The sequence below is a fragment of the Hydrogenophaga sp. Root209 genome (assembly GCF_001428625.1).
GTDB lineage: Bacteria > Pseudomonadota > Gammaproteobacteria > Burkholderiales > Burkholderiaceae_C > Hydrogenophaga.
This window is the reverse complement of sequence record NZ_LMIE01000031.1, coordinates 117,284-141,013: the sequence shown is the minus strand read 5'-3', so window position 1 is coordinate 141,013 and position 23,730 is coordinate 117,284. Positions and strand designations below refer to the sequence as shown.

24 protein-coding genes and 2 pseudogenes are annotated in these 23,730 nt (G+C 65.3%); 10 read left to right on the top strand and 16 right to left on the bottom strand.

Features of this window, described 5'->3' with window-relative positions; genetic code table 11:
• Window positions 1–64 precede the first annotated feature (64 nt).
• Both ASE11_RS19110 and ASE11_RS27155 read left to right on the top strand, forming a co-directional pair.
• Complete coding sequence (locus ASE11_RS19110) at window positions 65–754, top strand: glutathione S-transferase family protein (protein ID WP_056275219.1); 690 nt, start codon at window positions 65–67, stop codon at window positions 752–754.
• A 1-nt stretch (window position 755) separates the two neighbouring features.
• A pseudogene (locus tag ASE11_RS27155) lies at window positions 756–860 on the top strand (hypothetical protein); the annotation flags it as partial.
• Here ASE11_RS27155 and ASE11_RS26770 read toward each other — a convergent pair.
• Window positions 855–2,177, bottom strand: a complete 1,323-nt coding sequence (locus tag ASE11_RS26770) for a hypothetical protein (RefSeq protein WP_235501366.1) — start codon at window positions 2,175–2,177, stop codon at window positions 855–857. The pseudogene ASE11_RS27155 and the gene ASE11_RS26770 sit on opposite strands and share 6 nt — an antisense overlap.
• 299 nt (window positions 2,178–2,476) lie before the next feature.
• Between ASE11_RS26770 and ASE11_RS26315 the strand changes: the two genes are divergently transcribed.
• Entirely contained in the window at window positions 2,477–2,869 is a 393-nt protein-coding gene (locus ASE11_RS26315) for a hypothetical protein (RefSeq protein ID WP_200959386.1), read from the top strand.
• Window positions 2,870–2,938: 69 nt separating this feature from the next.
• Entirely contained in the window at window positions 2,939–4,114 is a 1,176-nt protein-coding gene (locus tag ASE11_RS19095; RefSeq protein ID WP_082585868.1) for an MFS transporter, read from the top strand.
• 72 nt (window positions 4,115–4,186) lie between these two features.
• Here the strand turns inward: ASE11_RS19095 and ASE11_RS19090 are convergent, their stop codons facing one another.
• The gene (locus tag ASE11_RS19090; RefSeq protein ID WP_156406417.1) at window positions 4,187–4,651 is read right to left on the bottom strand and encodes an RT0821/Lpp0805 family surface protein; all 465 of its coding nucleotides are present in this window, start codon (window positions 4,649–4,651) and stop codon (window positions 4,187–4,189) included.
• Window positions 4,652–4,978: 327 nt separating this feature from the next.
• On the opposite strand from ASE11_RS19090, the gene ASE11_RS27150 reads away from it, so the two are divergent.
• Window positions 4,979–5,758 (top strand): FKBP-type peptidyl-prolyl cis-trans isomerase, encoded by a 780-nt coding sequence (locus ASE11_RS27150; protein WP_162258068.1) that lies wholly within the window; start codon window positions 4,979–4,981, stop codon window positions 5,756–5,758.
• A gap of 60 nt (window positions 5,759–5,818) precedes the next feature.
• On the opposite strand, the gene ASE11_RS25985 is transcribed toward ASE11_RS27150, so the two are convergent.
• From ASE11_RS25985 to ASE11_RS19050, 9 genes and pseudogenes are all read right to left on the bottom strand, one after another.
• Window positions 5,819–5,962 (bottom strand): hypothetical protein, encoded by a 144-nt coding sequence (locus tag ASE11_RS25985; protein WP_156406416.1) that lies wholly within the window; start codon window positions 5,960–5,962, stop codon window positions 5,819–5,821.
• A 153-nt stretch (window positions 5,963–6,115) separates the two neighbouring features.
• Window positions 6,116–6,373 (bottom strand): SWIB/MDM2 domain-containing protein, encoded by a 258-nt coding sequence (locus ASE11_RS27145; protein WP_056275206.1) that lies wholly within the window; start codon window positions 6,371–6,373, stop codon window positions 6,116–6,118.
• 164 nt (window positions 6,374–6,537) lie between these two features.
• Entirely contained in the window at window positions 6,538–6,924 is a 387-nt protein-coding gene (locus tag ASE11_RS19075; protein ID WP_268766324.1) for a DUF1428 domain-containing protein, read from the bottom strand.
• 92 nt (window positions 6,925–7,016) lie between these two features.
• Window positions 7,017–9,797 (bottom strand): autotransporter outer membrane beta-barrel domain-containing protein, encoded by a 2,781-nt coding sequence (locus ASE11_RS19070; RefSeq protein WP_056275204.1) that lies wholly within the window; start codon window positions 9,795–9,797, stop codon window positions 7,017–7,019.
• A gap of 288 nt (window positions 9,798–10,085) precedes the next feature.
• Window positions 10,086–10,244: a hypothetical protein gene (locus tag ASE11_RS25515; protein WP_156406415.1), complete on the bottom strand. Its 159-nt coding sequence runs from the start codon at window positions 10,242–10,244 to the stop codon at window positions 10,086–10,088.
• 57 nt (window positions 10,245–10,301) lie between these two features.
• Window positions 10,302–10,550 carry a transposase gene (locus ASE11_RS19065; protein WP_162258067.1) on the bottom strand — a complete coding sequence of 83 codons (249 nt, stop codon included), beginning with the start codon at window positions 10,548–10,550 and terminating at the stop codon, window positions 10,302–10,304.
• A 152-nt stretch (window positions 10,551–10,702) separates the two neighbouring features.
• Window positions 10,703–11,692 carry an MBL fold metallo-hydrolase gene (locus ASE11_RS19060; RefSeq protein WP_321166268.1) on the bottom strand — a complete coding sequence of 330 codons (990 nt, stop codon included), beginning with the start codon at window positions 11,690–11,692 and terminating at the stop codon, window positions 10,703–10,705.
• Between the two features lie 32 nt (window positions 11,693–11,724).
• Complete coding sequence (locus ASE11_RS19055; protein WP_056275195.1) at window positions 11,725–12,186, bottom strand: rhodanese-like domain-containing protein; 462 nt, start codon at window positions 12,184–12,186, stop codon at window positions 11,725–11,727.
• Between the two features lie 94 nt (window positions 12,187–12,280).
• Window positions 12,281–13,593, bottom strand: a pseudogene (locus ASE11_RS19050) (mercuric reductase).
• An 89-nt stretch (window positions 13,594–13,682) separates the two neighbouring features.
• Between ASE11_RS19050 and ASE11_RS19045 the strand changes: the two are divergent.
• From ASE11_RS19045 to ASE11_RS19035, 3 genes are all read left to right on the top strand, one after another.
• Complete coding sequence (locus ASE11_RS19045; protein WP_056275193.1) at window positions 13,683–14,315, top strand: methyltransferase domain-containing protein; 633 nt, start codon at window positions 13,683–13,685, stop codon at window positions 14,313–14,315.
• Between the two features lie 129 nt (window positions 14,316–14,444).
• A complete protein-coding gene (locus ASE11_RS19040) occupies window positions 14,445–14,840 on the top strand; it encodes a hypothetical protein (RefSeq protein ID WP_056276355.1) in 396 nt (131 codons plus the stop codon).
• A gap of 67 nt (window positions 14,841–14,907) precedes the next feature.
• Entirely contained in the window at window positions 14,908–17,085 is a 2,178-nt protein-coding gene (locus ASE11_RS19035; protein ID WP_056275192.1) for a copper-transporting P-type ATPase, read from the top strand.
• A 33-nt stretch (window positions 17,086–17,118) separates the two neighbouring features.
• Here the strand turns inward: ASE11_RS19035 and ASE11_RS19030 are convergent, their stop codons facing one another.
• Window positions 17,119–17,604, bottom strand: a complete 486-nt coding sequence (locus tag ASE11_RS19030; RefSeq protein WP_056276352.1) for an acyl-CoA thioesterase — start codon at window positions 17,602–17,604, stop codon at window positions 17,119–17,121.
• Window positions 17,605–17,802: 198 nt separating this feature from the next.
• On the opposite strand from ASE11_RS19030, the gene ASE11_RS19025 reads away from it, so the two are divergent.
• Both ASE11_RS19025 and ASE11_RS19020 read left to right on the top strand, forming a co-directional pair.
• Entirely contained in the window at window positions 17,803–18,660 is an 858-nt protein-coding gene (locus ASE11_RS19025; RefSeq protein WP_082585863.1) for a Crp/Fnr family transcriptional regulator, read from the top strand.
• 110 nt (window positions 18,661–18,770) lie between these two features.
• Complete coding sequence (locus ASE11_RS19020; RefSeq protein WP_056275189.1) at window positions 18,771–19,325, top strand: glycine zipper 2TM domain-containing protein; 555 nt, start codon at window positions 18,771–18,773, stop codon at window positions 19,323–19,325.
• 25 nt (window positions 19,326–19,350) lie between these two features.
• Here the strand turns inward: ASE11_RS19020 and glxR are convergent, their stop codons facing one another.
• Genes glxR through ASE11_RS19000 form a run of 4 tightly spaced genes read right to left on the bottom strand, consistent with a single transcriptional unit; the run spans window position 19,351 to window position 23,394 of the window.
• A complete protein-coding gene (gene glxR, locus ASE11_RS19015; RefSeq protein ID WP_056275187.1) occupies window positions 19,351–20,262 on the bottom strand; it encodes a 2-hydroxy-3-oxopropionate reductase in 912 nt (303 codons plus the stop codon).
• A 28-nt stretch (window positions 20,263–20,290) separates the two neighbouring features.
• Entirely contained in the window at window positions 20,291–21,079 is a 789-nt protein-coding gene (locus tag ASE11_RS19010; RefSeq protein ID WP_056275185.1) for an HpcH/HpaI aldolase family protein, read from the bottom strand.
• A 25-nt stretch (window positions 21,080–21,104) separates the two neighbouring features.
• On the bottom strand, window positions 21,105–22,439 hold the full coding sequence (gene gudD / locus ASE11_RS19005) for a glucarate dehydratase (RefSeq protein ID WP_056275183.1): 1,335 nt from the start codon (window positions 22,437–22,439) through the stop codon (window positions 21,105–21,107).
• A 4-nt stretch (window positions 22,440–22,443) separates the two neighbouring features.
• On the bottom strand, window positions 22,444–23,394 hold the full coding sequence (locus ASE11_RS19000; RefSeq protein ID WP_056275181.1) for a Bug family tripartite tricarboxylate transporter substrate binding protein: 951 nt from the start codon (window positions 23,392–23,394) through the stop codon (window positions 22,444–22,446).
• Window positions 23,395–23,730 lie beyond the last annotated feature (336 nt).

Sequence of the window (23,730 nt, the reverse complement as noted above, 5' to 3'; positions counted from 1 at the left end):
CTGCCACGTTGGCAGGGCCGGGGTCGGCTTCATACTCCCGATCATTGGAATCACAGGAGATGCCATGAGTGCCCTGACGCTTCACTACCACCCCCTGTCCTCGTGCTGCCACAAGGTGCTGATCGCTGTCGACGTGCTCGGCATCGAGGTCGACCTGCGGTTTTTGAACCTGGGTGATGCGGCAGAGCGCTCGGCGCACCTGGCGCTGTGGCCCCTGGGCAAGATGCCGCTGCTGGTGGACCAGGGCCGGCCCGTTCCCGAGACGAGCATCATCATCGAGCACCTGCAACGCCACCATGCGCGCCCAGGCCGCACGCTGATACCGCACGACCCGGACCAGGCACTTGAAGTGCGCTTGTGGGACCGCCTCTTCGATCTGTACGTGATGACGCCGATGCAGGCCTTCACCGCCGATCTTCTGCGGCCGGAGGGCGAGCGCGACGCACACAGTGTTGCGCGGGCCCGAGACACGCTGACGTCGGCCTATGCGCTGATCGATCGCCAACTGGAAGGGCGAACCTGGGTCGCCGGCGATGGGTTCAGCATGGCCGACTGCGCAGCCGCGCCGGCCTTGTTCTACGCCGTGACCTACGTGCCCCTCGCGCCGCAACACACGCACCTGGCGGCGTACTTTGACCGGTTGATGGACCACCCACCGGTGGCACGCACCATCGACCAGGCGCGGCCCTGGTTCAAGTTCTATCCGGGGCGCAGCGGTCTGGCCCGGCGCTTTCACGACCCGACGATCCAGTGACATGAAAACACTGCTGCTCTACTTCGCCACCGCCATCGCCGAGATCGTCGGTTGTTATCTGCCCCTGTTGTGGCTGCGCGGCGAAGTGGGTCGGGGTTGGCTACTTCACATCGATATCGATGTAGACCTCGGTGTCGGATACGCGCACACCGTTGGTGGCTGTCTTCATGAAGGTGTTGTTGGCCGGGTTACCGGTTCCGAACGATGACGTCGGATCGAGCTTGAAGGTCACCCGGTACTGGCCGGCGGAGGATCCTGCAGTTGCAGGATCCCACACGAAGCCATAGGTGAAATTGCCGGATACGGGGATTTCACCAGACAGCTTGTTGAGGCCGTCGGGGACTGCTGGATCAAACAAGGCCTGGTCCACCACCACTGGGCCGGTGGGCAGGCCGCCTGCATCCAGCTTCTGGAGCGTCAGACGGGCATTGGTCGCGAAGACAAAGGCGGTGGTGGCGGTGGTGGCTACACCTGTGGTCCCTTGCAATTCGTTTGTTCCCGAGCCAGACAGCAGCAACATCGGGTAGACCGTCATGGGGGTTGCGGTGACGTCCTTGGTCAGAACCATTTCGATCCTGATCTTGGCAGACGAACTGAGGCTGGCACTGGACAGGTTGTCACCCCACTTGGCGGTGACTTCCTGATCCACCCCATTGGCCTTGGCCCATTCACCTTGCCAGGTGTTGATGGACTTCTGCTCGTAGTACAGAGGGTTGATTCTGGATGCCTGAGGCAGATAGGGCAGCGTGCTCGGGGGGACCGGGAGGGCCTGCATGGCTGTGATCTCTGAGGCCAGTGGGCGCAGTCCGGTGTTGTAGTCGATGGCCGTCAGGTCGGTGATGGTCCAGCTTTTTGCCGGATCGAGGGCCAGATTGGTGATGCCGATATCGTCCGCAAAGATCAGGGCCGCTGAAAAGTTGTTGCCATAGGTGGCGGGTACAGGTGGACCAGTCACTGAGTCACTGGCCACCGCGGATGGCGTCTCGCCGCCGGCGTTTTTGGCGGTGACCACGTAGTAGTAAGTGGTGTTGGCCCCTGGCAAACCGATGTCGGTGTGGCTGTAGGGCGTTGTCTGTGCCGCGACCGCAGGTATCGAGACGACGAAGTTGGCCGGGGAGACCAACGTTGTCGCGGTGGTGGTTGCGGTGGTGCTGCGGTAGATCTCAAAACTGGCCGGCTGGCCGGCATTGGCTGACACGACTGGCGGGGACCACACCAGGGTCGCCACATTCTCGCCACCGGTCACGGTCAAGGAAGTTGGCTCACCAGGCGCAGCGATGGTCGCGGGTGGCGGTGAAGTGGGTTCGGATGAACCTCCACCACATCCTGAGAGCGACAAGGCCGCAAGGGATGCCATGGAAAACGCAGCGACACCACTCACGAATCGATGCCAACGAGAAGAGTCCGATTTGGAAGTTTTCATGAAATATTTCCTTAAAAGAACCTTGAACGAGCCTTCTGGAGAACGCCCCGGTCATGACCGGAGGTCCTTCTCAGCGCCCACTGAAACTGCCTGCTTCTGGTTCACAACCGGGAACTGAAGCCGAGTTCCAATGTCGAGGGGTGATGTCAGCCGCACATTGACTGGACGCAATGTCCTGCGTGAAAAGTCCTTGAACCCTCACATTGCGCCGGCTCAATGCCGGGCGATGCCATGTCGCGGACGATGCCACTTGAGTTGCGCGTTGCGCGAACATGAACATTGCTCCAGGAAACCGCGGCATGAACCGTTCAGAGCCTTCCCGTCGCAGGACCACCATGACCCTGGGCGATGATCCCGAAGTCGGTGAACTGGTCCGTGTGACCCGTCTGCACGGTAACGACTTTCGCGTGGAAGACATGGCTGACACAGGCTCGGAACCCGTGCTGGGTGAGGCACCGCACGATCTGCTGGAGCATGCAGGCGATGCACGTCTCGTTTTGCTGGGCGAGGCAACGCACGGCACATCGGATTTCTACCGCATGCGATCGCGCATCACGCGCGAACTCATCACACGCAAGGGCCTTTCATTCGTAGGTATCGAGGGCGACTGGCCCGATGTCGCACGCATCGACTGCTACGTGCGCGCGCGTTCGCCCTCGGAGCTGTGGATGACGCAACAGCCGCCGCGCTGAGCACGAACCCCGGCACAAGAGATCCGACGCTTTCACTTTCCCTTCAAGACCTGTAGCAAGGTAGACCGATTGCTTGAATCCTTGTCCCGGCTCCCCCGCACAGTCTGGTTGATCGGTTTCATCAGTCTCGTCAACGACAGTGCCAGCGAGATGCTGTACCCGCTCGTTCCCCTGTACCTGGCCTCGGTGCTGATGGCCGGGCCCCGGGCGTTGGGCATCATCGAGGGGATTGCCGAAGCGACTGCGAGCTTGCTCAAGCTGTTCTCAGGCGTCATCGTGGACCGTACCCGCAAGAGCAAACCCTGGGTGGTTGTGGGATACGCACTGGCTGGCTTCGGTCGCCCGCTGATGGCTTTTGCGGGCAGTTGGGGCACGCTGCTGGTCATTCGGTTTGCAGACCGGGTCGGCAAGGGCTTGCGAACATCACCCAGGGATGCGCTGCTGGCGGCCAGCGTTGACTCGACCCAGCGTGGCCTGGCCTTTGGACTTCACCGCGCGATGGACAACGCTGGCGCTGTGGTGGGTCCCCTGCTGGCCTTTGCCTTGCTGGCCGCTGGCGTCCCGCTGCGGGATGTCTTTCTGTGGTCGGTGATCCCGGCGGTCATCTGTGTGGTCTTGGCCCTGTCGCTCAAGGAGTCCGCTCAAGTACCAGCCATGTCGCGCGACCGTTTTGACTGGCGAATCGGCCAGTTGCCACGATCGCTTCGGCACTACCTGGCGGTGGTGGCCCTGTTCAATCTGGGCAATTCATCCAACATGTTCTTGCTCCTGCGAGCGAGAGAGCTGGGTGTTCCCGAAGCCCACATACCGCTGCTTTGGGCGGCTGTGTCAGCTGTGGCGATGGCCTTTTCTACCCCCTTGTCGGCATGGTCTGACCAGGTGGGCCGCTCTCGAATCCTGCTCGGGGGCTATGTCGCCTACGGGGCCTTCTACCTTTTGATGGGACTTGTCGGAGTGGATGGCTGGGGCCTGTATTCCTTGTTCGGCTTTTATGGATTGTTCATGGCCGCGACCGAGGGTGTTGAGAAGGCGCTGGTGGCCGATCTTGCGTCCGAGGATCGGCGAGGCACGGCATTCGGATGGTTCAACCTGATCGCCGGGATTCTTCTGCTTCCGGCGTCTGTCGTCTTCGGCTGGCTGTATCAGGCATTCGGCCCGCTGAGCGCTTTCGGGTTCTCGGCTGCGTGCGCATTCAGCGCAGCCCTGCTGCTGTGGCGGTGGGTAGAGAGAGGGCCCGGAGTCTGATCAGACTGCCTCCCGAGCAACCCCGCACTCAAAACCTCAAGCTGACGAGCACCACCTCCATGCTGCCGGCCGTCAGGGCTGGGCGCGCCAGCTGCCGTCGGGCTGGCGGCAGGCCGTGCCCCACATCTGTTCCACGCGCCCGCCGATCACGGCGCTCACCTGGTATTCGCGGCAGGGGACTTCGTCGCTGCCGTAGGTGCGTGTGGGCACCACGGTGTAGCGGTAGCCGGTGTCCGGGTTGACCCACTGGCTGGGCACGCCGGTGCGTACGGTCTCCAGGGTCTGCGCGGTCATGTACCGGTCACGCTCGTCCATGGAGCGGCCCACGGTGCCGCCCACGGCCACGCCAGCGAGCGTGCCCAGGATGACGGCGGCCGTTCGGCCACTGCCATGGCCGAACTGCGAACCCACCGCACCACCGAGCAGACCACCGATCACCATGCCACTTTGCTCCTGGGTCACGGGGGTCTGGCAGGCCACCAAACTGAAGATGGCCAGCACAACGAGCAACGAACGTTTCAGGGCAGATGTGTGCATGGCGAATGGGTCGAGCAATGTCGCTGCGTGCAGCGGAGCCTTCAGTCTGTGCGGGGCAGCAATCGGCCCGCTTGAGCGTGCTCAATGCTTGCGCAGATTGGCATTCACAAGGGGATGGCGCGGGCCAGCACCGCACCGCGCCGCGTCCACAACGCTCGCCCGCCGGAACCGGGATGGACTCGAGCATGCCTCTGTGGGGTGCGGCGATATCCACCGTTTGCTGCACCAACCGCACCTGAGCCAGCAACTCACCCGCGTGCACTGAAGTTCCTTCGAAAACCTACCGCACCCAACGCGGACTTTTACCGCCCGCACCAGCGCGAGATCGTGGTGCTGTTTCTGGACCTGCGCGGCTACACCAGCTTCACCCAGCAGCATGGCGCGGACGAAGTGATGCGCATGCTGGCCGAGTTCCATGCGGTGATGGGGGAGCTGATCGCGGCGCACGGCGCCACGCCTGCCGCATGGCAACGGATATGCAGTGGCGTTTCGAGCACTTGCGAACCACGTGGGAAGCGCGCAACTACAGCCTGTCCCTGGGCGTGGGCATTTCCCAGGGCGTGCCAAGATCCTCCAGGCCCGGCGATCTGCCGGGAACCACGGTTGTGGCTAAAGTTGGAGCCGATCCCACCCGTGCCCGAACATCCTCTTCTCTCCGCCGCCTCAAGCCCCATGCAAACAATCCCCACTTTCACCGTTCTCCTGGCCGCCCTGTCGGTCATCTCCTCCGTTCATGCCCAAACGGCTGGTGCAGTGCCCGCCAACAAAACGCTGCCGTCAGGCATGGTTCTGAAATGGACCGCGGCTGGCACGGGCGAAAAGCCCTTGGCCACGGATACCGTGCAGGTGCACTACCGAGGCAAACTGACCGACGGGAAAGAGTTCGACAGCTCCTTCAAACGTGGCGAGCCCGCCACCTTCCCGCTCAACCGCGTCGTGCCCTGCTGGACACAAGCCTTGCAGGAAATGAAAGTCGGCGACACCGCTGATGTGACCTGCCCACCGGCTACTGCCTACGGCGAGCGGGGCATTCCAGGCGTGATTCCCGGCAACAGCATTCTGGAATTTCAGGTGCGGGCAGCCATGGCCATGAAACGTTGCGTCTGACGGACGCCGGCATCCAGGCTCGGGCGCAAGCCCATGCAGGAAACAATCCGCGCGCGATCCTCATGAGAGCCTGGTCCAGCGTGTGGCCGACCAGTTCGGCCGCGGCGTGCTGCAGATGGAGCGCGGCTCGTTGGTGGTGGCGCGCGCCGCGCCGCGCCTCGCCGTGCCGTGCCGTGCCGTGCCGTTGAACGCTTGCCATTTCATGTGTGGATGGCGTTGGCCCAGCCAGTCCGCACATGCGACCCGAGGGCGACGAGCAGGGCTTGCTTTGAACACACGCAGAATGCTCGCGAAGGTAGAGCTTGACTGTCATGGGTCATGCGAGCGGCCGTCTGCGCACGGCCCCGTGGTCTCCAGCTAGCTCAGGTGCTTGCCCACCAGCCCGGTCATCTCGAACATGGTGACTTCATCCTTTCCGAAGACGGCCTTGAGCTTGGCGTCCGCCAGGATGTTTCGCTTGTTTTTCGGGTTTTGCAGGTTGTTGGCCTTGATGTACTCCCACATGAGCTTCACAACTTCGGTGCGGGGTTGCGGCGTTGCACCGATCACAGCGGCCAGCTCGGCGCTGGGCGTGAGGGCTCGGTTGAATGCGGTTTGCTTTTTGGCAGTGGTCATCTGAGGTCCATTAGTTGAAACAAAGATTCTAGGGCGTGCTTCCGATCCCTTTGTAACCGCCTGCGACCGAGCAAGCGGGGTCAGGATTGAGGGGTTGCGGGCCCACCTGCCTGCGGGCCTGCGCTTGGCGTGGCACGCCCCGGGGGCGGGGTCGCTCCCGCCGCTCAAGCCTTCACTTCGACCACCGGTTCGAAGCCGCCGAAGATCATGCGTTTGCCGTCGAAAGGCATGGGCAGGTTGCCGGGTGTGGACGGATCCATGCGCGGGTCTTCCATCATTTTCTTCATGGCCGCGTCACGTGTGGCCTTGTCCGGCCATTCGATCCACGAAAAGGCCACCGTCTCCTCGGCCGTGGCCTGGACTGCGCGGCGGAAATCGGTGACTTTGCCGTCGGGGACGTCGTCGCCCCCACCCTCGATCACCCGGATGGCGTCCAGCTCGATGAACATCGAGTCGAACTGGCGCGCGTGCTCGATGAACTTCTGCGTGTGCCTGGCAGGAGGGCGCGCGCCCTGTGGCTGCGCTGGAGCTGTGCCGCTGCAGAATCGTATGCGCCCGGCAAACCCATCTTGACCGCAGCGAAGCGGTCGCAAGCGCACGCCCCTGTTTGCATCACCCATGTCCATTCGCGTGCCTTCCACTCTCACCAGAGCCAACGCATGCCGGCCGAGCCGTTGAGCCCGCCCGAGCTGCGGCTATCGCCGCCCGAGGCCCACAACGTGCCCAGCTCGGCGTACACGCTGGCACGGGGACTGACCTCCAGCGTCATGCCCAAAGCCGCCTCGGCGCTGGTGCCACCGACGCGCGTGGCGAAGCTCTTTGAACCCACGGCCACACCGAAGCTCGCCACATCGCTGCCGTTACTGGCGTGGTACACGTTGACACGACCGTACGGCTGCAGGATGCCCAGGCGCGTGGACATCGACGTCTTCACGCGCAAGCCCGCCCGCGCGAGCCAACTGCCCCGGGTGTTCACCTGCACCTGGGCGTTGGTGATCTGCACGTCGCTCACATCCATGTGCTGGTAGACGAGTTGCAGCTGCGGCTCCACCTGCCAGTTCGATCTGACATGGAACGGCTGTCCCACCTCCAGCGAAGCGAGCCAGCTGCTAGCGCCAGCGCTCTCGGCGGGGGCGGCATTGGGCTTGAGCGTGTAGCGGTGGTCGCCAAACTGCAACACGGCATCGGCATACAAGCCCGAGGCCCGGTGGTGCGTGGCATAGGCGCCCAGGTAGCGGCTGCGCAGGTCGGTGCCGCCCACGGCGAGGTTCTCGATGCCGCCAGAGAAACCGCGCACGCGCGAGTTGCCTTCGAGCTGGCCCAGGGACAGGCCCGCGCGCCACTCGGGCTCGTTCCACAGGTCGATGCCGGCTTGCACACCGTTGAACCGCGTGTGGCTCACCGGGGCGATGGTGCCGCCCTGGGCGATCTGACGCTCGGTGCTGATGAGGCGGGCCCAGCTGTGGCGCTGTTCGGCGCCGCCCTGGCGCTCGTCGCCCACGCGCTGGTGCAGGTTGCCCAGCATCACCAGGCCAGACTGGCGCAACTGCTCGGGCAGTGCGGTGAGCAGCGGCACCTCGGCGCGGTACATCACCGTGTCGGACGCCGCGCGGGTCGAGCGCAGGTACCAGTTCTCGCCCAGGCCCGCCGCATCGGCGGCGAACAGGTGGTACTCGTAGGCACCCGCGTCCACGTGTCCGCTCTGCAGCGCAAAGGCGTCGCGCGTGGTCTGCGCGGTGGAGGTCGCGCCACCTTGGGCGGTGACCACCTCGATGCCATCGCCCGTTGTCTGCGCGCCCAGGCCGCCGAGGTTCACGATCTGCAGCGTGGTGCTTCCGCTGGCCGAGGCCCCGGCGCCATCCAGCACCAGGCGGTCTGAGGCACTGCCATCGCCATTCAGCGCGGTGCCCAGGCGCAGCGTGCCGCCGCTGCCTCGCCACAGACCGTTGACGGTGAGCGTGGTGCCCGGGGCCGCGCCCACAGTGGACACCATACCGGCGACGTCCATGGACGCCAGGGTTTGGTTGAAGCCAGCGAGGTCCAGCGTGCCGCCGGCACCCACCATGTGCGCCGAGGCGGCGCTGAAGACGTTGGCCGCGCCGGCCTTCAAGGTGCCCGCGGCCACGTTCGTCGCGCCGGTGTGGATGTTGGCGCCCGTGAGTGTCAGCGTGCCCGTGCCTTGCTTGGTCAGGAAGCCGCCGCCGCTGATCACGCCCGAGAGGGTCTCGTTGAACGCGCCGGTGTCGATGATGGGGTCATTGGTTCCGGTCATCACAATGTCGTTGGCAATGTTCAGGCCGTCGGCGACAAAGCCGAGCGTGGTGCCGTCGTCCATGGCCAGCGCGCCCGTGCCCAAGGCCTGGTTGTGGCCGACGTTCAGGCGGCCGCTCTTGAGTTCCGTGCCGCCCGCATGGCTGTTGGCCGTGCGCAGCGTGGCCTCGCCCCCTTCGATGAACAGCGCGCCGGTCCCGCTGATCGCACCCGAGAAGTCGCTCTGACCGGCCATGAGGTGCAGGTTGCGCGCGCCCAGCAAGACCTGGCCGGTCCCGGTCAGATTGCGTAGGCTGCTGCCGTCAGGCGTATTCGTGGTGTTGCCGATGTTCGTCCCGTTGACCGTGCCCGAGATGTCGAGCGTGCCGTCGACGTTCACGCGGCTGGCGTTGTGCAGGCTGGCAATGCCCGTGAGCGCGAAGGTGCCCTGGCGGATGTCGGTGAAGCCGGTGTATGCCAGCAAAGAAGCCACTGAGCTGGCCGAGGTGCTCCAGGTCGAACGTCCGGCACCCGTCTTGACAACGTTCCCGGTGCCAATGATCCCGGCGTTAATTCCGTTCACGGTGTTCACCGCATTGACCGGATCGAGTGTCAGGGTGTAGTTCCCGATATCGATGGTGGAAGAAGGGGACGCATTGATCGCCCGGGCGAAGGAAATGCCGCCACCCGCTATGTGGGTCACCCGGATGGAAATATCGCCCAACAGGGTGACGTTCCGTATGAATTGGATGCCGTTGGGCGAATCCGACTGAATACCGATGCCGTTGATCCCGGCCAGCGAGAGCCAGCTCGCCTGCGGGTTCAACTGTCTGACGCCCGCGCCACTGGTGATCCAGAGGGAGCCGATGGAGACAGCACCGGGAGCGCTACCAGCGGAGAGATTGATGGTTGGGCCCGAAATGACGCCGCGGTCGCTGAGGCCGGGAAGTCTCCCACCTTGCCAGAGCAACGGGTTGTCCATGTAAGCAGCGGCGCCAGTGCTCAAGTATTCGATGTCTGCCGCATGTGCCGGTACGCCAACAAGCGCCACCGCCGCTACACCGCCCACCAGCAAGTGGCGACAGCCGCCCTTGCCATGTCCCGATGCGGCTTCCGACACCGCCACCCAGGCGCCGAGCGCGCCATTCCACACCGATCGATACACGCTGTTCACCGGGTCTACTCCTAAACTTTCAAACCCGCCGAAGGTAATTCGATACATGAGGGGCGTCAAGCTACATTTTTAGGAGCAGCAATTCGCAGGCACGTCTGGTTAATGTCAAGCCTGTGAGAACGAGTCAACACTTTCATCTGGGCGGCGAATAGCAAGCAATGCAATGTGCGCCCCACCCAAGCCTGCAACAACGTGCCAAAGTGGAAGTGCCACCACCCGCACCCGCAGGCGATTTGAGGTGTGCGCGCGGCGACCATGTCGACCGCAAACGGCGGTCATGGCTGATGCTCAGGTGGAGGCAGGCTGCCAGGGGCGCGCTGCGCCGAAGACCGACACCACGCGAGCCAGCGCCGTCTCGGTGCCCGCTCGCATGTCCAGCGGTTCGGTGGCCAGCCACAAGGCATCCACCCGGATCACTTGAGCAGCGCTCGCATCCAGACGGCGCACTGCTCGGCCGCAGTCAGTGGCCAGGTCAATGAGGCGCTGGTCGCGCCACGGCGCAGTTCAATGCAGATGTCCGGCGCAGGCGCGCACGCCGCAGGTGGCAGTGACACGGGAACGAATGCAGGGGGCCTGCAGTGCAGGCAGCGCGCCGCAGGCTTGGCGGCGCCATTTATGAACGACGTTGGCGTTGATACCGTGCGACATCGCAATGCTGGCCACCGAAGCGCCTGGCTCGGCGCACTGAGCAAGGATCTGCTGATTGAGCTCGGCGCCGTACCGCCGGCGGGTCTTCTTCCTGGCTTCATTCATGGTGTCCACCTCAACTGCTTGGTGGACGCCATCGTTGCCGCTTACGCCCATCCCTTCAAGGGTGAGATGGCTGTGCGCTTACGCAGAATCCACATCACCCTCGATCTCAACCCCGCCTTGTGGAGGCCGATGGCGGTATCGCAGACGCCCGCTCACCGCCCGCCCAAACTTTCCTTCTCCATGAGCAGGTAGGTGTTGTAGGCGTTCATGCGGTTGGCAAAGCGGAACATGGGCATGGGCTCGAAGCGGCTCCAGTCGGTGTTGCTGTAGGCCTCTTCGAACGGCACCAGGTCCTTGGCCGCCTGGCCCATGGTGCTGCGCAGGTAGGTGAGGTAGTCGCGCATTACCACCATGTCCTTGCGCGGCTCGGTGGACGCTGCGCCGTGGCCGGGCACGACCACCTGCACGTCAAAGCGCAGCAGGCGGTCGAGCGAGGCGATCCACTGGCCGCTGTCGGCCTGGCCCACGAAGGGCAGGCGTCCGCTGAACATGAGGTCACCGGCGAACAGCACGCGTTCGCTGGGCACATGAATGGCCAGGTCTTCGGGCGTGTGCGACGGCCCCACCCGTTCCACCACGAAGCGCATGCCCGCCAGCTCCAGGGTGGTGGAGTCGGTGAGCCAGCGGTCGGCCGGCACCAGGCGGGTGTTGTCGTCCACCCAGGGCGCCAGCTCGGTGCGCGAGGCCACGAGGCGTTGCGCCGCCGTATCGGAGTTCAGGTAGGTCCGCGCGTCTTGCTGCGCAATGATCTGCGCGCCCAGTTCCTTGAACACCTGCAGGCCGTAGATGTGGTCGGCGTGGTAGTGAGTGAGCACCACGTGGGTGATCGGCTTGGGCGTGATCTCCGTGATCTTCTGCACCAGCCGGCGCGCCAGCGCGGGTGAGCCCAGCGCATCGATCACCACCACGCCTTGCGGTGCCACCACAAAGCCGGCGTTGCTGATGAAGTTCTGGTTGGCCGGTGAGCCCATCGCGGCCAGGCCTTGCACGTACCAGCTGTTGGGGCCGACCTTCTGCGGCGTCATCTCCGGCGCGGTTTGTGCCGTGGCAGACACGCTCAGTGCGGCGAGGCCCAACGCAAGGGCACGCAGCAGCCAGTGGCGCAAGATCGGGTGCGCGTGGATGGGCATTGACGGGAACATGGAACGCTCCTCAGGTGATGGGGTTCGGGGGGTCAGTGCTTTGCACCGCTGGTCGTGTGGGTGGCGGCATCAAAGCCTCCCTTGGCCTTCCACTCTTCCATGCCGCCTTGCAGGATGCGCAGGTTGTCCCAGCCCGCCACGCGCAGCGCAAACCCGGCTTGCGCCGACAGCGAACCGGTGTTGCAGTAGATCAGCACCGGTTTGTCCTTGGGGATCGATTCGCGTTTGGCCAGCACCTGGCGCCAGTCCATGTTGATGGCGCCCGGGATGTGCCCCTTGGCAAACTGCCCGGCGTCGCGTGCGTCGATCAGCACGAACTTCTTCCAGTCGTCTTTGGGGATCTGCTCGGCAAAGATCACGCCACCGCCGTAGTCCACGAACTCCAGGTAGGCCTCCATTTCGTCGATGGCGGCCGCCTTGTTGGCCAGGGCCGCGGTCGAGCCGAGCAGGGCGGCGGTGCCCAGCACCGAAAGAACGATGTGTCGGTGGCGCATGTTGTCTCCGTTATTTGGAAGTAAATTAGCAAGTACTGATATTGTGAGCGAACTGTGGGAGGTTGGGGAAGTGTTCAACGTCGACGCGAGGCCTTCAGTCCAGCGGCTTGAGTTGCTGCAGCAGCGTGGGCAGCAGTTCCGACACCGTGGGGTGGATGTGCATGGTGCGCGCCATCGCGTCGCAGGGCACACCGGCGGCCATCTGGTCCAGCAGGCTGTGGACCACCTCGTCACCATTGAGGCCGAGGATGGCCGCGCCCAGCAGCTGCCGCGAGTCCGAATCCACCAGCACCTTCATGAAACCCTGGGTTTCGCCGGCCTCGCGCGCGCGACCCACCTTCTGCATCGCCATCTTGCCCATCAGCACCGGGCGGCCGCTCTCCCGGGCTTGCGTCTCGCTCATGCCCATGCGGCCCAGCGCCGGATCGATGAAGAGGGCGTAGCACGCAATGCGGTCGCTGAGGCGGCGCGGGTCCTTGTCGAACAGGTTGGCCACCACGATCTCGTGGTCGTTCCAGGCGGTGTGGGTGAAGGCGCCCCGGCCGTTGCAGTCGCCCACGGCCCACACGCCGTCGGCGCTGGTGCGGCACTGGTCGTCCACCTCGATGTAGCCCTTGTCGTCGGTGCGGATGCCGGCCTGCTCCAGGCCGAGTCCATCGGTGTTGGGGCGCCGGCCCACGGCCAGCAGCACGTGGCTGGCTTCGATGGGCGCGCGTTCGTCGGCGCACTGCGCGCCCACCCTGATGCGCTTGCCGTTGCGCGCCAGCGCCATGCATTCGGCTTCGAGTTCGAAGCGCACGCCCTCGGCCTCGAGAATCTCGCGGATGCCGTCGGACACGTCGGCGTCTTCGCGTGGCAACAGGTGTGCCGCGCGCTCCACCACCGTCACCTCGGCGCCGAAGCGGCGCATCATCTGCGCGAACTCCAGGCCGATGTAGCTGCCCCCGACGATGACCAAGTGCTCGGGCACGGTGGACAACTCCATCAACGACGCGTTGTCCAGCGTCGGCACATCGTCGATGCCCTGCAGATCGGGGCGCACGGGGGCGCCACGAAGCGCGCCTCGCCGGTGATCACCTCGGTGTGGTCCAGGCCCCGCATCCACGCCTCCACCCCCTGGCGCGACTGCAGCACGAGGCGCTCCTTGCGGGCCTTCACACGCGCCATGTCGACCCGGATCTCGCCCGCGTCAAAACCGTATTCGGCGCCCCTGTGCGCCTGGCGCACGGCGCGTGCGCTGGCCACCAGGGTTTTGGTCGGAACGCAGCCCACGTTGACGCAGGTGCCGCCGAAATGGTGGCGCTCGATCACCGCCGTGCGCAGACCTTCGCGGGCACAGCGCGCGGCCAGCGCCGGGCCGGCCTGTCCGGCGCCGACGACGATGGCATCAAAAACTTCAACGGGCATGGCGGGGTCCTCCTTGGCGTGTGGATGGCGGGTCGAAGAATTCGATGATGAACCCGGATCACGGCGCTGTCGATGCGCTTGCGCCTACCATGCGCAACACGTCAGACCAACACAGCAAGGCACTCATGGGCAGCAACCGCAGCGTTGACTTCTTCGACCGCCAGTTCGAACGGCAGATCCACCAGACCGAATCGGCGCTCAACCCGTTCGAGCAGGCCGCGCTGCCGCATCTGAGGGGCCGCGTGCTCGACTTCGGCTGCGGCATGGGCAATCTGGCCCTGGCCGCCGCGCGTCAGGGCTGTTCGGTGCTCGCGCTCGATGCCAGCGAGGTCGCGATTTCACATCTGCAACAGGTGGCCAGTGCCGAGGGCCTGCCGGTGCAGGCGCAGGTGGCCGACCTCAGCCGCTACAGCGTGAGCGGCGAGTTCGACACCATCGTCTCCATCGGCCTGCTGATGTTCCTGGACTGCGCCACGGCGCACAGGGCGCTGGCCGACCTGCAGGAGCACCTGGTGCCGGGTGGCACGATGTTGGTGAACGTGCTGGTCGAGGGCACGACCTACATGGACATGTTCGACCCCGAGTCGCATTGCCTGTTTGCGAAGGATTTCCTGGAGACCCGGCTGGCCGGCTGGCAGGTGATCGAGTCCGGGCACCAGGAATTCGCAGCACCGGGCGACACGGTGAAGTCGTTCGCGACCATCGTCGCGCGCAAGCCCTGAGGCATGCGGCCGGGTGGTCGGGTGGTCGGGTGGTCGGCGCTTCGTGGTTCTTCCTTGATCTGGCGCAATGCGCCATCTGCTCAGGCGCGCATGCTGAAAACCATGGGACTTTCCCATCAGGAGATCACCATGGTTGCACTGAAGACCTTGACCGCGCTGTCCACACTCACCCTGTTGGCCGCCTGCGCGGGCCCCGGAGGGTTCCGCGGCCCCCACGCGTCGCCTGCGCATCACCCGGGCGCGGCGCCCATGGCCATGCAGGGCTCGATGGATTCGATGCATGCGATGCGCGACAAGATGAGGAACGCCAAGACCCCCGAAGAGCGCCAGGCGCTGATGGCCGAGCACATGAAAGCCATGGAAGGCGGCATGGGCGCGATGCAGGGCATGCAGGGCCGGGGCATGCCCATGGACCCGGCCCAGCGTCAACAGATGCTGGAGCAGCGCATGGACATGATGCAGACCATGATGGACATGATGATGCAACGCATGCCGGGAGCCACCGCCGCGCCGCCTGTCCGATGAACCCTTGACCTTGCCACGGCGGCAAGGATCAAGCTCATGCTCCTGCCATCACCGCAGGAGATCGCTCATGGACGCGCACACGCACCACGCCCACGCGGGGCATGCCCATGGCCACGCGTCGGCTCAAGCCGCGCCCGGCACGGTCTACACCTGCCCGATGCACCCGGAGATTCGCCAGGACCACCCGGGCAACTGTCCCAAGTGCGGCATGTCGCTGGAGCCGGTCATGCCCGCGCTGGACGAGGCCGAGAACCCCGAACTGCTGGATTTCCAGCGTCGCTTCTGGTGGACCCTGCCGCTCACGGTGGTGGTGACGGTGCTGGCGATGTCTGGCCACAGCCTGGGCTGGTTCGAGATGGCCACCCAGAGCTGGATCGAACTCGTGCTCACCGTGCCCATCGTGCTGTGGGCTGGCTGGCCGTTTTTCGTGCGTGGGGTGCAGTCGGTGGTGAACCGCAGCCCCAACATGTGGACCCTCATCAGCCTGGGCACCGGGTCGGCGTTTGTTTACAGCGTGGTGGCCACGGTGGCTCCGCAGGTGTTTCCCGAAGCGTTCGTCTCGATGGGGCGGGTGGCGGTGTACTTCGAAGCGGCGGCGGTGATCATCTCGCTCACCCTGCTGGGGCAACTGCTGGAGCTCAAGGCGCGCTCACAGACTTCGGCGGCCATCCGTTCGCTGCTGGGGCTGGCGCCCAAGACCGCGCGGCGCATCACGGCCGATGGGCAGGAGGAAGACGTGCCGCTGGCCCACGTGCATGTGGGCGATCTGCTGCGCGTGCGCCCGGGCGAGAAGGTGCCCACCGATGGCACGGTGGTCGAGGGCAGCAGCGCGGTGGACGAATCCATGCTCACCGGCGAGCCGCTGCCGGTGACCAAGCGGATCGGCGACAAGCTGATCGGCGCCACGCTCAACACCAGCGGCGCCCTGGTGATGAAGTCCGAGCATGTCGGGTCTGCCACCGTGCTCTCGCAGATCGTGCAGATGGTGGCCATGGCGCAGCGCTCGCGCGCGCCCATGCAGCGCATGGCCGACCAGGTGGCGGGCTACTTCGTGATGGGCGTCGTGGTGGCGGCATTGCTCACCTTTTTCGTCTGGGGCTGGCTTGGGCCCGAGCCGAGCTGGGTGCATGCGCTCATCAACGCCGTGGCCGTGCTGATCATCGCGTGCCCCTGCGCACTGGGGCTGGCCACGCCCATGTCGATCATGGTGGCCACCGGTCGTGGCGCCACCCACGGTGTGCTGTTTCGCGACGCCGCCGCCATCGAGAATCTTCGCAAGGTCGACACGCTGATCGTCGACAAGACCGGCACCCTGACCGAAGGACGACCGACCTTCGAGCGAGCCATCGGCTTCGGGCACTTTGCCGAAGGCGAGGTCTTGCGTCTGGCCGCCAGTCTGGACCAGGGCAGCGAACACCCGCTGGCCGCCGCCATCGTGGCCGCGGCGAAGCAACAGGGGCTTGCGCTGGACGAGCCCGAGCAGTTCGACTCGGAATCCGGCATCGGGGTGCGGGGCCGGGTGAGTGGCCAGGACCTGGCCCTGGGCAACACGGCGCTGCTGCAGCAGCTGGGTGTGGACGTGTCACCGCTGGCCAGCGAGGCCGAAGCACTCCGTGCGCAGGGAGCCAGCGTGATGTACCTCGCGGCGGACAAGGCACTGGCCGGTCTGCTGGCCGTGTCCGACCCGATCAAGGCCACCACGGCCGATGCACTCGGCTCGCTGCGCCAGGCCAAATTCCGCGTGGTCATGGCCACGGGCGACGGCCTGACCACCGCGCGCTCGGTCGGCCAGCGCCTGGGCATCGACGAGGTTCACGGCGAAGTGAAACCGGCCGACAAACTCAAACTGGTGGAGCGGCTCCAGGCCGAGGGCCGCGTGGTGGCGATGGCGGGCGACGGCATCAACGATGCGCCGGCACTGGCCCGCGCCGACGTGGGCATTGCCATGGGCACGGGCACCGACGTGGCCATGAACAGCGCCCAGCTCACCTTGGTCAAAGGCGACCTGCGTGGCATCGCCACGGCCCGCGCCCTGTCGGTGGCCACGGTGGCCAACATGAAGCAGAACCTGGCGTTCGCGTTCGTCTACAACGCGCTGGGCATTCCATTGGCCGCCGGCTTGCTGTATCCCTTCACCGGCTGGCTGCTCTCGCCCATGATCGCGGCCCTGGCCATGAGCCTGAGCTCGGCCTCGGTGATCGGAAACGCACTGCGCTTGCGGGCCGCCGCGATCCGTGAAGCCTGAGATCAAGCGCGGGCTGAGCGCTCCGGACACCGCTCAACCCGAGGTGGTGCGCAGTTCCTCGAAGCGGCTGGCAAATTCCTGGCGCAGTTGCTTGCGCACCTGGGCGGCGGCGTGGCGGCGGCGTTCGTCAGGGGTGCCGGGTTGCAGGGGAGGCACCGCCACCGGCTTGCCGTCGTCGCCCACCGCCACCATGGTGAAGAAGCAGCTGTTGGCGTGGCGCACCACCTGGTTGCGGATGTGCTCGGTCACCACCTTGATGCCGATCTCCATGGACGAGGTGCCGGTGTGGTTCACCGAGGCCATGAAGGTCACGAGCTCGCCCACATGGATGGGCTGGCGGAACATGACCTGATCCACCGAGAGCGTGACCACATAGCTGCGCGCGTAGCGGCTGGCGCAGGCGTAGGCCACCTGATCGAGCAGCTTGAGGATGGTGCCACCGTGCACATTGCCCGAGAAGTTGGCCATGTCGGGCGTCATGAGCACGGTCATGGTGAGTTGGTGGGTGGGCAGGTCCATGGTCGGGTTCTCGTTGCGGCGCAGCAAGTGCTGCAGGCGCGGATTGTGCCCGGATCGGCAGGCGGGCGAAAAATGCCTCACGACCAAAGGCAGGCGCCGTGTAGGCACTGTCCTACCCGCATCTGCCCTGCGCGCCGACAGACCGCTTGCGTGCGGTACTGAACACTGAAGGCATCAGCCATTCAGGAGCAAGTTCAAATGCACGCCCTCTCTGCACCCCCGCACGCACCCCTGCAGTTCATCACACCTGCCCACCAAGGACTGTCGTCGCACCAATGCTGCGCGGCGCATGAGCGGTTCGCGGCGGGTACACCCACCAATCATCTGCTGGCGGCATTGCCCGCCAGCGACTGGGAACGCTGGTCCCATCAGATGGAGTTGGTCAACATGCCACTGGGCCAGGTGCTGTACGAATCGGGCAGTGACCTGAACCACGTGTATTTCCCCACGTCGGCCATCGTGTCACTGCTCAACCTCACGGCCAGCGGAGCCTGTGCCGAGTTCGCCACCGTCGGCAACGACGGCGTGGTGGGCGTGCCGCTGCTGATGGGCGGCATCTCGACCAACGGCCGCGCGGTGGTTCAAAGCGCAGGCCGGGGCTACCGGATGAATCGTCAGGTCGTCATTGACGAGCTCAACGCGGGCGGCGCGGTGATGCAACTGCTGCTGCGCTACACGCAAGCGCTGCTGACGCAGGTGGCGCAGACGGCGCTGTGCAACCGACACCACTCGGTCGATCAACAGGTCTGCCGGTTGATCCTGCTGAACCTGGACCGGGTGGAGGGCAACTGCCTGCAGATGACGCAGGAGCTGTTGGCCAGCAAGCTCGGCGTGCGGCGCGAAAGCGTCACGCTGGTGGCGCTGGCGCTGCAACGCGACGGCCTTATTCGCTACGCGCGCGGTCGCATCGAGGTGCTCGACCGACAAGGTCTGGAAGACCGGGCCTGCGAATGTTATGCCGTGGTAAAGCTCGAATGCGACCGGCTTCTGCCCCCGGCGCCCGTTGACGAGCCTGAGCAATGGACGATTCACCATACCGGCATGCGCGTCGGGTGACATCGGGTGACGGGGCGGAGGATTCCGGAGGAAACACCTTTTGTCACACGCGGTCGTTCGAGGGTCGTCAAAGCCGGTTAGATTGCCTCAACTTCAAAAAGGATGAGCACATGGACAAGTCAATGATCAAAGGTATCGCCGTGGGTGGTCTCGCCATGGTCGTGCTCGGGGCCAGCGGCGTCACCGGCTACAAGGCGCTGACGCAGCCGAAGTTCGCCGACGTGGTGGCCGTGAAGGAGATCAACCAAACCGTGGTGACCCCGCGCGAGCGCTGTGAAACCGTGGCGGTGCAGCGCGCGGCTCCGGTGAAAGACCAGAACCGCATTGCCGGCACGGTGGTGGGTGGCCTGGCCGGTGGCTTGCTGGGCAGCGCCGTGGGCAACGGCACCGGCAAGACCGTGGCGACCCTGGCGGGTGCCGCGGCCGGCGGTTATGCCGGCAACCAGGTTCAGAAGAACATGCAGCAGAAGGACGTTGTGACCACGTCCGAACAGCGCTGCAGGACCGTGAACGAAAAGTCGCAGAAGCTGGTGGGCTACAACGTGACCTACCGCCTTGATGGCAAAGACGGCACGGTGCGCACCTCCTTCAAGCCCGGCGCCACGCTGCCGGTGAAGGATGGCGAGGTGGTGACCACACCACCGGCGTCCGCGGCCAAGTCCTGATTCGGCCGGGGCTGCTTCGCCAGTGTCAGTCTGGCGAAACGGTGTGCCCGGCCATCAACTCAAGCGCCTTCACCAGGGCCGAGTGATCCAGATCACCCATGCCGTTCGCGGCGCAGGCTTGCATGAGCTGCGCGGCGTTCGCGGTTTGCGGCAGTGACACACCGATTTCCTTCGCGCCCTGCAGCGCCAGGTTCAGGTCTTTCTGGTGCAGCTTGATGCGAAAGCCCGGATTGAACGTGCGCTTGATCATGCGTTCGCCGTGCACTTCCAGAATGCGGCTGGCGGCAAACCCGCCCATGAGCGCCTGGCGCACCTTGGCCGGGTCGGCGCCGGCCTTGCTGGCGAACACCAGGGCTTCGCTCACGGCGGCGATGTTGAGCGCCACGATGATCTGGTTGGCCACCTTGGTGGTCTGGCCGTCGCCGTTGCCGCCCACCAGCGTGATGTTCTTGCCCATCAGTTCCAGCAGCGGGCGCACACGCTCGAACACGGCTTCGTCGCCACCGCACATGATGGTCAGCGAGCCGGCCTTGGCGCCCACTTCGCCACCAGAGACCGGCGCGTCGATGTAGTCGGCACCGAGCTCATTGATCTTCTTCGCGAAGGTCTTGGTGGCCATGGGGCTGATCGAGCTCATGTCGACCACGACCTTGCCCACCCGGCCGTTCGGACCGGCCTTGCTGTCTTTCAAACCAGAAGCCACGCCGTTCTCGCCGAACAGCACGGCTTCCACGTCGGGGGTGTCCGGCACCATGGTGAACACCACGTCGGCCTCGCGCGCCACGGCGGCGGCGTTGTCGCAGCGCACGCCGCCTGCGGCTTGAATGGTTTCGGGCACCTGACTGCGCGTGTGCACGTACAGCTGGTGGCCGGCCGAAGCCAGGTGCAGGGCCATGGGCGTGCCCATGATGCCCAAGCCGATAAATCCGATTTTCATGAAGGGTCCTTTTGTGTGAAGGGCGGGCTCAGTAGCCGCCCTCGGTTTTGGGTGCATTTCCGGCGCGCATGGTGGCCATCACCTGCTGCGCGCCGGAGGCCATGAGGCGCGCGTCCGAACTCACGGTGACGAACTGGAAGCCCATGGCCACGCGTTTGATCGCGGCCTCGGGCGAGCCGTTGTGGATACCGGCGACCAGGCCGTGCGCCTTGGCGCGCGCGAGGATGTGTTCGACAGCTGCTGCGGCCTTGGGGTCGAGGTCGTCGAAGGTGGGCTTGCAGCCGAGCGCCAGCGACAGGTCGGACGGGCCGATGTAGATCGCGTCCAGCCCCGGCACCGAGAGGATGTCGTCGAGGTTGTCCAGCGCCTGCGCGGTCTCGATCATCGCGAAGGTCACGATGGTGTCGTTGGCGTGCTGGGGATAGTCGGCGCCGCCGTAGAGCAGGGCGCGCACCGGGCCGAAACTGCGCGTGCCGCGCGGTGCGTAGTGGGTGTACGCCACCAGCTTCTGCGCGTCTTCGCGCGTGTTCACCATGGGGCAGATGACACCGTAAGCACCCGCATCCAGCGTCTTCATGAGGATGCCGGGCTCCAGCCAGGGCACGCGCACCACGGGCACGGTCTCGGTGGTGCTGATGGCCTGCAGCATGGTCACCATGGCCTGGTAGTCCACCACGCCGTGTTGCAGGTCGATGGTCAGCGAGTCCCAGCCTTGGTGGGCCATGGTCTCGGCCGAGAAGCTGTTGGGGATCGCCAGCCAGCCGTTGACGACAGCGCCACCGGCGGCCCAGATCTCGCGCAGGCGGTTGGGTCTCATGAAGCTTCCTTGCAAGTGCGGTGTGTCATCGGTCGAGCGCAGGGCGCTTGGGGTTGAAGGTCCAGTTCGGGATCAGGTATTGCATGGCGGTGGCGTCGTCGCGCGCGCCCAGGCCGTGCTGCAGATAGAGCTGGTGCGCCTTCTCCACTTCAACCATGTCGAGTTCCACGCCCAGGCCCGGGGTCTTGGGCACCTGCACGTGGCCGCCCTGGATGGTGAGCGGATCCTTCGTGAGGCGCTGGCCGTCCTGCCATATCCAGTGCGTGTCGATGGCGGTCACCTTGCCGGGCGCGGCTGCCGCCACGTGGGTGAACATGGCCAGCGACACATCGAAGTGGTTGTTGGAGTGCGATCCCCAGGTCAGGCCCCAGTCGCGGCAGGTCTGCGCCACACGCACGCTGCCGGCCATGGTCCAGAAATGCGGGTCGGCCAGCGGAATGTCCACGCTCTGCAGCGACAGCGCATGCGTGAGCTGGCGCCAGTCGGTGGCGACCATGTTGGTGGCGGTGGGCAGGCCCGTGGCGCGGCGGAACTCGGCCATCACCTCGCGGCCCGAGAAGCCGTCTTCGGCGCCACACGGGTCTTCGGCGTAGGCGACCACGCCGCGCATGCGCTGGCCCAGGCGGATCGCGTCTTTCAGCAGCCAGCCGCCGTTGGGGTCGAGCGTCACGCGCGCGTCGGGAAAGCGTTCGTGCAGCGCGATGACGGCGTCCACTTCCTCGTCGCCGCGCAGCACGCCGCCCTTGAGCTTGAAGTCGTTGAAGCCGTAGCGTTCATACGCGGCCTCGGCCAGGCGCACCACGGCTTCGGGCGTCATCGCCTCCTCGTGCCGCATGCGGCTCCAGGCGTTGTCCGCACCCGGTTCGCTGGCGTAGGGCAGATCGGTCTTCGACTTGTCGGCGACAAAGAACAGGTAGCCCAGCATCTCCACCGCGTCGCGCTGCTGGCCTTCGCCCAGCAGTGCAGCCACCGGCACACCCAGGTGTTGGCCGAGCAGGTCGAGCAGGGCCGACTCCACCGCGGTCACCGCATGGATGGTGGTGCGCAGGTCAAAGGTCTGCAGCCCGCGCCCGCCCGAGTCACGGTCGGCAAAACGGGTGTGCAGTTGCTGCAGCAGCTTCTGGTGGTTGCCCAGCGACTGGCCCACCACCAGTTCGGCCGCGTCTTCCAGCGTCTGGCGGATCTTCTCGCCACCGGGCACCTCGCCCACGCCGGTGTTGCCGGCGCTGTCGGTGAGGATGAGCAGGTTGCGGGTGAAGAAGGGCGCGTGTGCGCCGCTCAGGTTGAGCAACATGCTGTCGCGCCCGGCGACAGGAATGACGCGCAAGGCGGTGACGCGGGGCGTGGCGAAAGACGGCATGGGATCAGTCGGCTTTGATGTTGCGGGCCTGGATAAGCTTCTGCCAGCGCGCGAACTCGGCAGCCTGGAATGCAGTGAACTGCTCAGGCGTGTTCGCGACGATTTCGAAGCCCACTTCGAGCAGCTTCGGCTTGACGGCCGGGTCGTTCAACACTTCCTTGATCGCAGCGTGCAGCTTGGCTTTCACATCGGCCGGCATGCCCTTGGGACCGGCCACGGCCTGCCACGAGTACACGTTGGCGTCCTTGATGCCGAGTTCCTCGAGCGTGGGCACGTTGGGCAGCAAGGGCGAGCGCTGGGCGCTGGTAATGGAGAGTGCGCGCAGCTTGCCGGCCACGATTTGCGGCATGGCGGTGTTGATGTTCATGAACGACGAATCCACCTGGGCGCCCAACAGATCGGTCATCACCGGGCCGCCGCCTTTGTAGGGCACGTGCACGCCACTGGTGCCGGTTTGCTGCCAGTAGAGTTCGGCGGTGAGGTGGTCGCTGCTGCCGTTGCCCGACGATGCAAATGTCATCTTGCCGGGGTTGGCTTTCTGGAACGCCAGCACGTCGGCCATGTTTTTGTGGGGTGAAGCGGCGGGCACCACCAGCACGTTGGGCGCCTGCACTGCGACCGAGATGTAGTCGAAGTCTTTGGGCGCGTCGTAGCTCACCTTGAACAGGTGCGGCGCGATCACGAAGGGGCCAAGCGACGAAACGAACAGCGTGTGGCCATCGGGCGCGGAGCGCACCACGTGCGTGGCGCCAATGGTGCCGGTGGCGCCGGCCTTGTTTTCCACCACAAAGGTGCCACCAAGCTTTTCCTGGAGGCGGGGCTGCAGGGTGCGGGCGATCACGTCGGTGGAGCCGCCGGGTGGGAAGGGCACGACGATGGTGACGGTCTTGTCGGGCCAGGCCATGGCGGTGGTCATGACCATGGATGCGCCGAGTGCGCAAAGCAGTTTCTTCATTGCATGTCTCCTTCAGGGGTGGAATCGGGTGGTGTAGTCGCCGCGAATTGGTACCGGTACCAATGATTGTCGGATCGCATGGTACCGGTACCATTGTTTTGCGTCAACGGTCGTTTGTCGGGTGGTTTTTATGCCTGCACCTTCGCGGGCTCGTGAGCGAGCGGCGCTCTGCTCCGCGGCTGTCCCCCGGCGGCTGGTGCCGCCTCCTCCTTGATGCCGCTGCGCAGAACGCCGCTCACTCACGAGCTTGAAGCAATGTTGGCGTGAGCCTTGACGAGTGCCAACGAGGTCATCGGCGGCCATGGGGCACGGCGCAGCGAAATCAAGGAGGAGGGG

What these genes read in the sequence shown, in the direction of transcription:
- ASE11_RS19110 (WP_056275219.1), top strand. Translation starts at nt 65, where the DNA reads ATGAGTGCCCTGACGCTTCACTACCACCCCCTGTCCTCGTGCTGCCAC.
- ASE11_RS26770 (WP_235501366.1), bottom strand. Translation starts at nt 2,177, where the DNA reads ATGAAAACTTCCAAATCGGACTCTTCTCGTTGGCATCGATTCGTGAGT.
- ASE11_RS26315 (WP_200959386.1), top strand. Translation starts at nt 2,477, where the DNA reads ATGAACCGTTCAGAGCCTTCCCGTCGCAGGACCACCATGACCCTGGGC.
- ASE11_RS19090 (WP_156406417.1), bottom strand. Translation starts at nt 4,651, where the DNA reads ATGCACACATCTGCCCTGAAACGTTCGTTGCTCGTTGTGCTGGCCATC.
- ASE11_RS25985 (WP_156406416.1), bottom strand. Translation starts at nt 5,962, where the DNA reads ATGAAATGGCAAGCGTTCAACGGCACGGCACGGCACGGCACGGCGAGG.
- ASE11_RS27145 (WP_056275206.1), bottom strand. Translation starts at nt 6,373, where the DNA reads ATGACCACTGCCAAAAAGCAAACCGCATTCAACCGAGCCCTCACGCCC.
- ASE11_RS19065 (WP_162258067.1), bottom strand. Translation starts at nt 10,550, where the DNA reads ATGAATGAAGCCAGGAAGAAGACCCGCCGGCGGTACGGCGCCGAGCTC.
- ASE11_RS19060 (WP_321166268.1), bottom strand. Translation starts at nt 11,692, where the DNA reads ATGTTCCCGTCAATGCCCATCCACGCGCACCCGATCTTGCGCCACTGG.
- ASE11_RS19055 (WP_056275195.1), bottom strand. Translation starts at nt 12,186, where the DNA reads ATGCGCCACCGACACATCGTTCTTTCGGTGCTGGGCACCGCCGCCCTG.
- ASE11_RS19045 (WP_056275193.1), top strand. Translation starts at nt 13,683, where the DNA reads ATGCGCAACACGTCAGACCAACACAGCAAGGCACTCATGGGCAGCAAC.
- ASE11_RS19040 (WP_056276355.1), top strand. Translation starts at nt 14,445, where the DNA reads ATGGTTGCACTGAAGACCTTGACCGCGCTGTCCACACTCACCCTGTTG.
- ASE11_RS19035 (WP_056275192.1), top strand. Translation starts at nt 14,908, where the DNA reads ATGGACGCGCACACGCACCACGCCCACGCGGGGCATGCCCATGGCCAC.
- ASE11_RS19030 (WP_056276352.1), bottom strand. Translation starts at nt 17,604, where the DNA reads ATGGACCTGCCCACCCACCAACTCACCATGACCGTGCTCATGACGCCC.
- ASE11_RS19025 (WP_082585863.1), top strand. Translation starts at nt 17,803, where the DNA reads ATGCACGCCCTCTCTGCACCCCCGCACGCACCCCTGCAGTTCATCACA.
- ASE11_RS19020 (WP_056275189.1), top strand. Translation starts at nt 18,771, where the DNA reads ATGGACAAGTCAATGATCAAAGGTATCGCCGTGGGTGGTCTCGCCATG.
- glxR (WP_056275187.1), bottom strand. Translation starts at nt 20,262, where the DNA reads ATGAAAATCGGATTTATCGGCTTGGGCATCATGGGCACGCCCATGGCC.
- ASE11_RS19010 (WP_056275185.1), bottom strand. Translation starts at nt 21,079, where the DNA reads ATGAGACCCAACCGCCTGCGCGAGATCTGGGCCGCCGGTGGCGCTGTC.
- gudD (WP_056275183.1), bottom strand. Translation starts at nt 22,439, where the DNA reads ATGCCGTCTTTCGCCACGCCCCGCGTCACCGCCTTGCGCGTCATTCCT.
- ASE11_RS19000 (WP_056275181.1), bottom strand. Translation starts at nt 23,394, where the DNA reads ATGAAGAAACTGCTTTGCGCACTCGGCGCATCCATGGTCATGACCACC.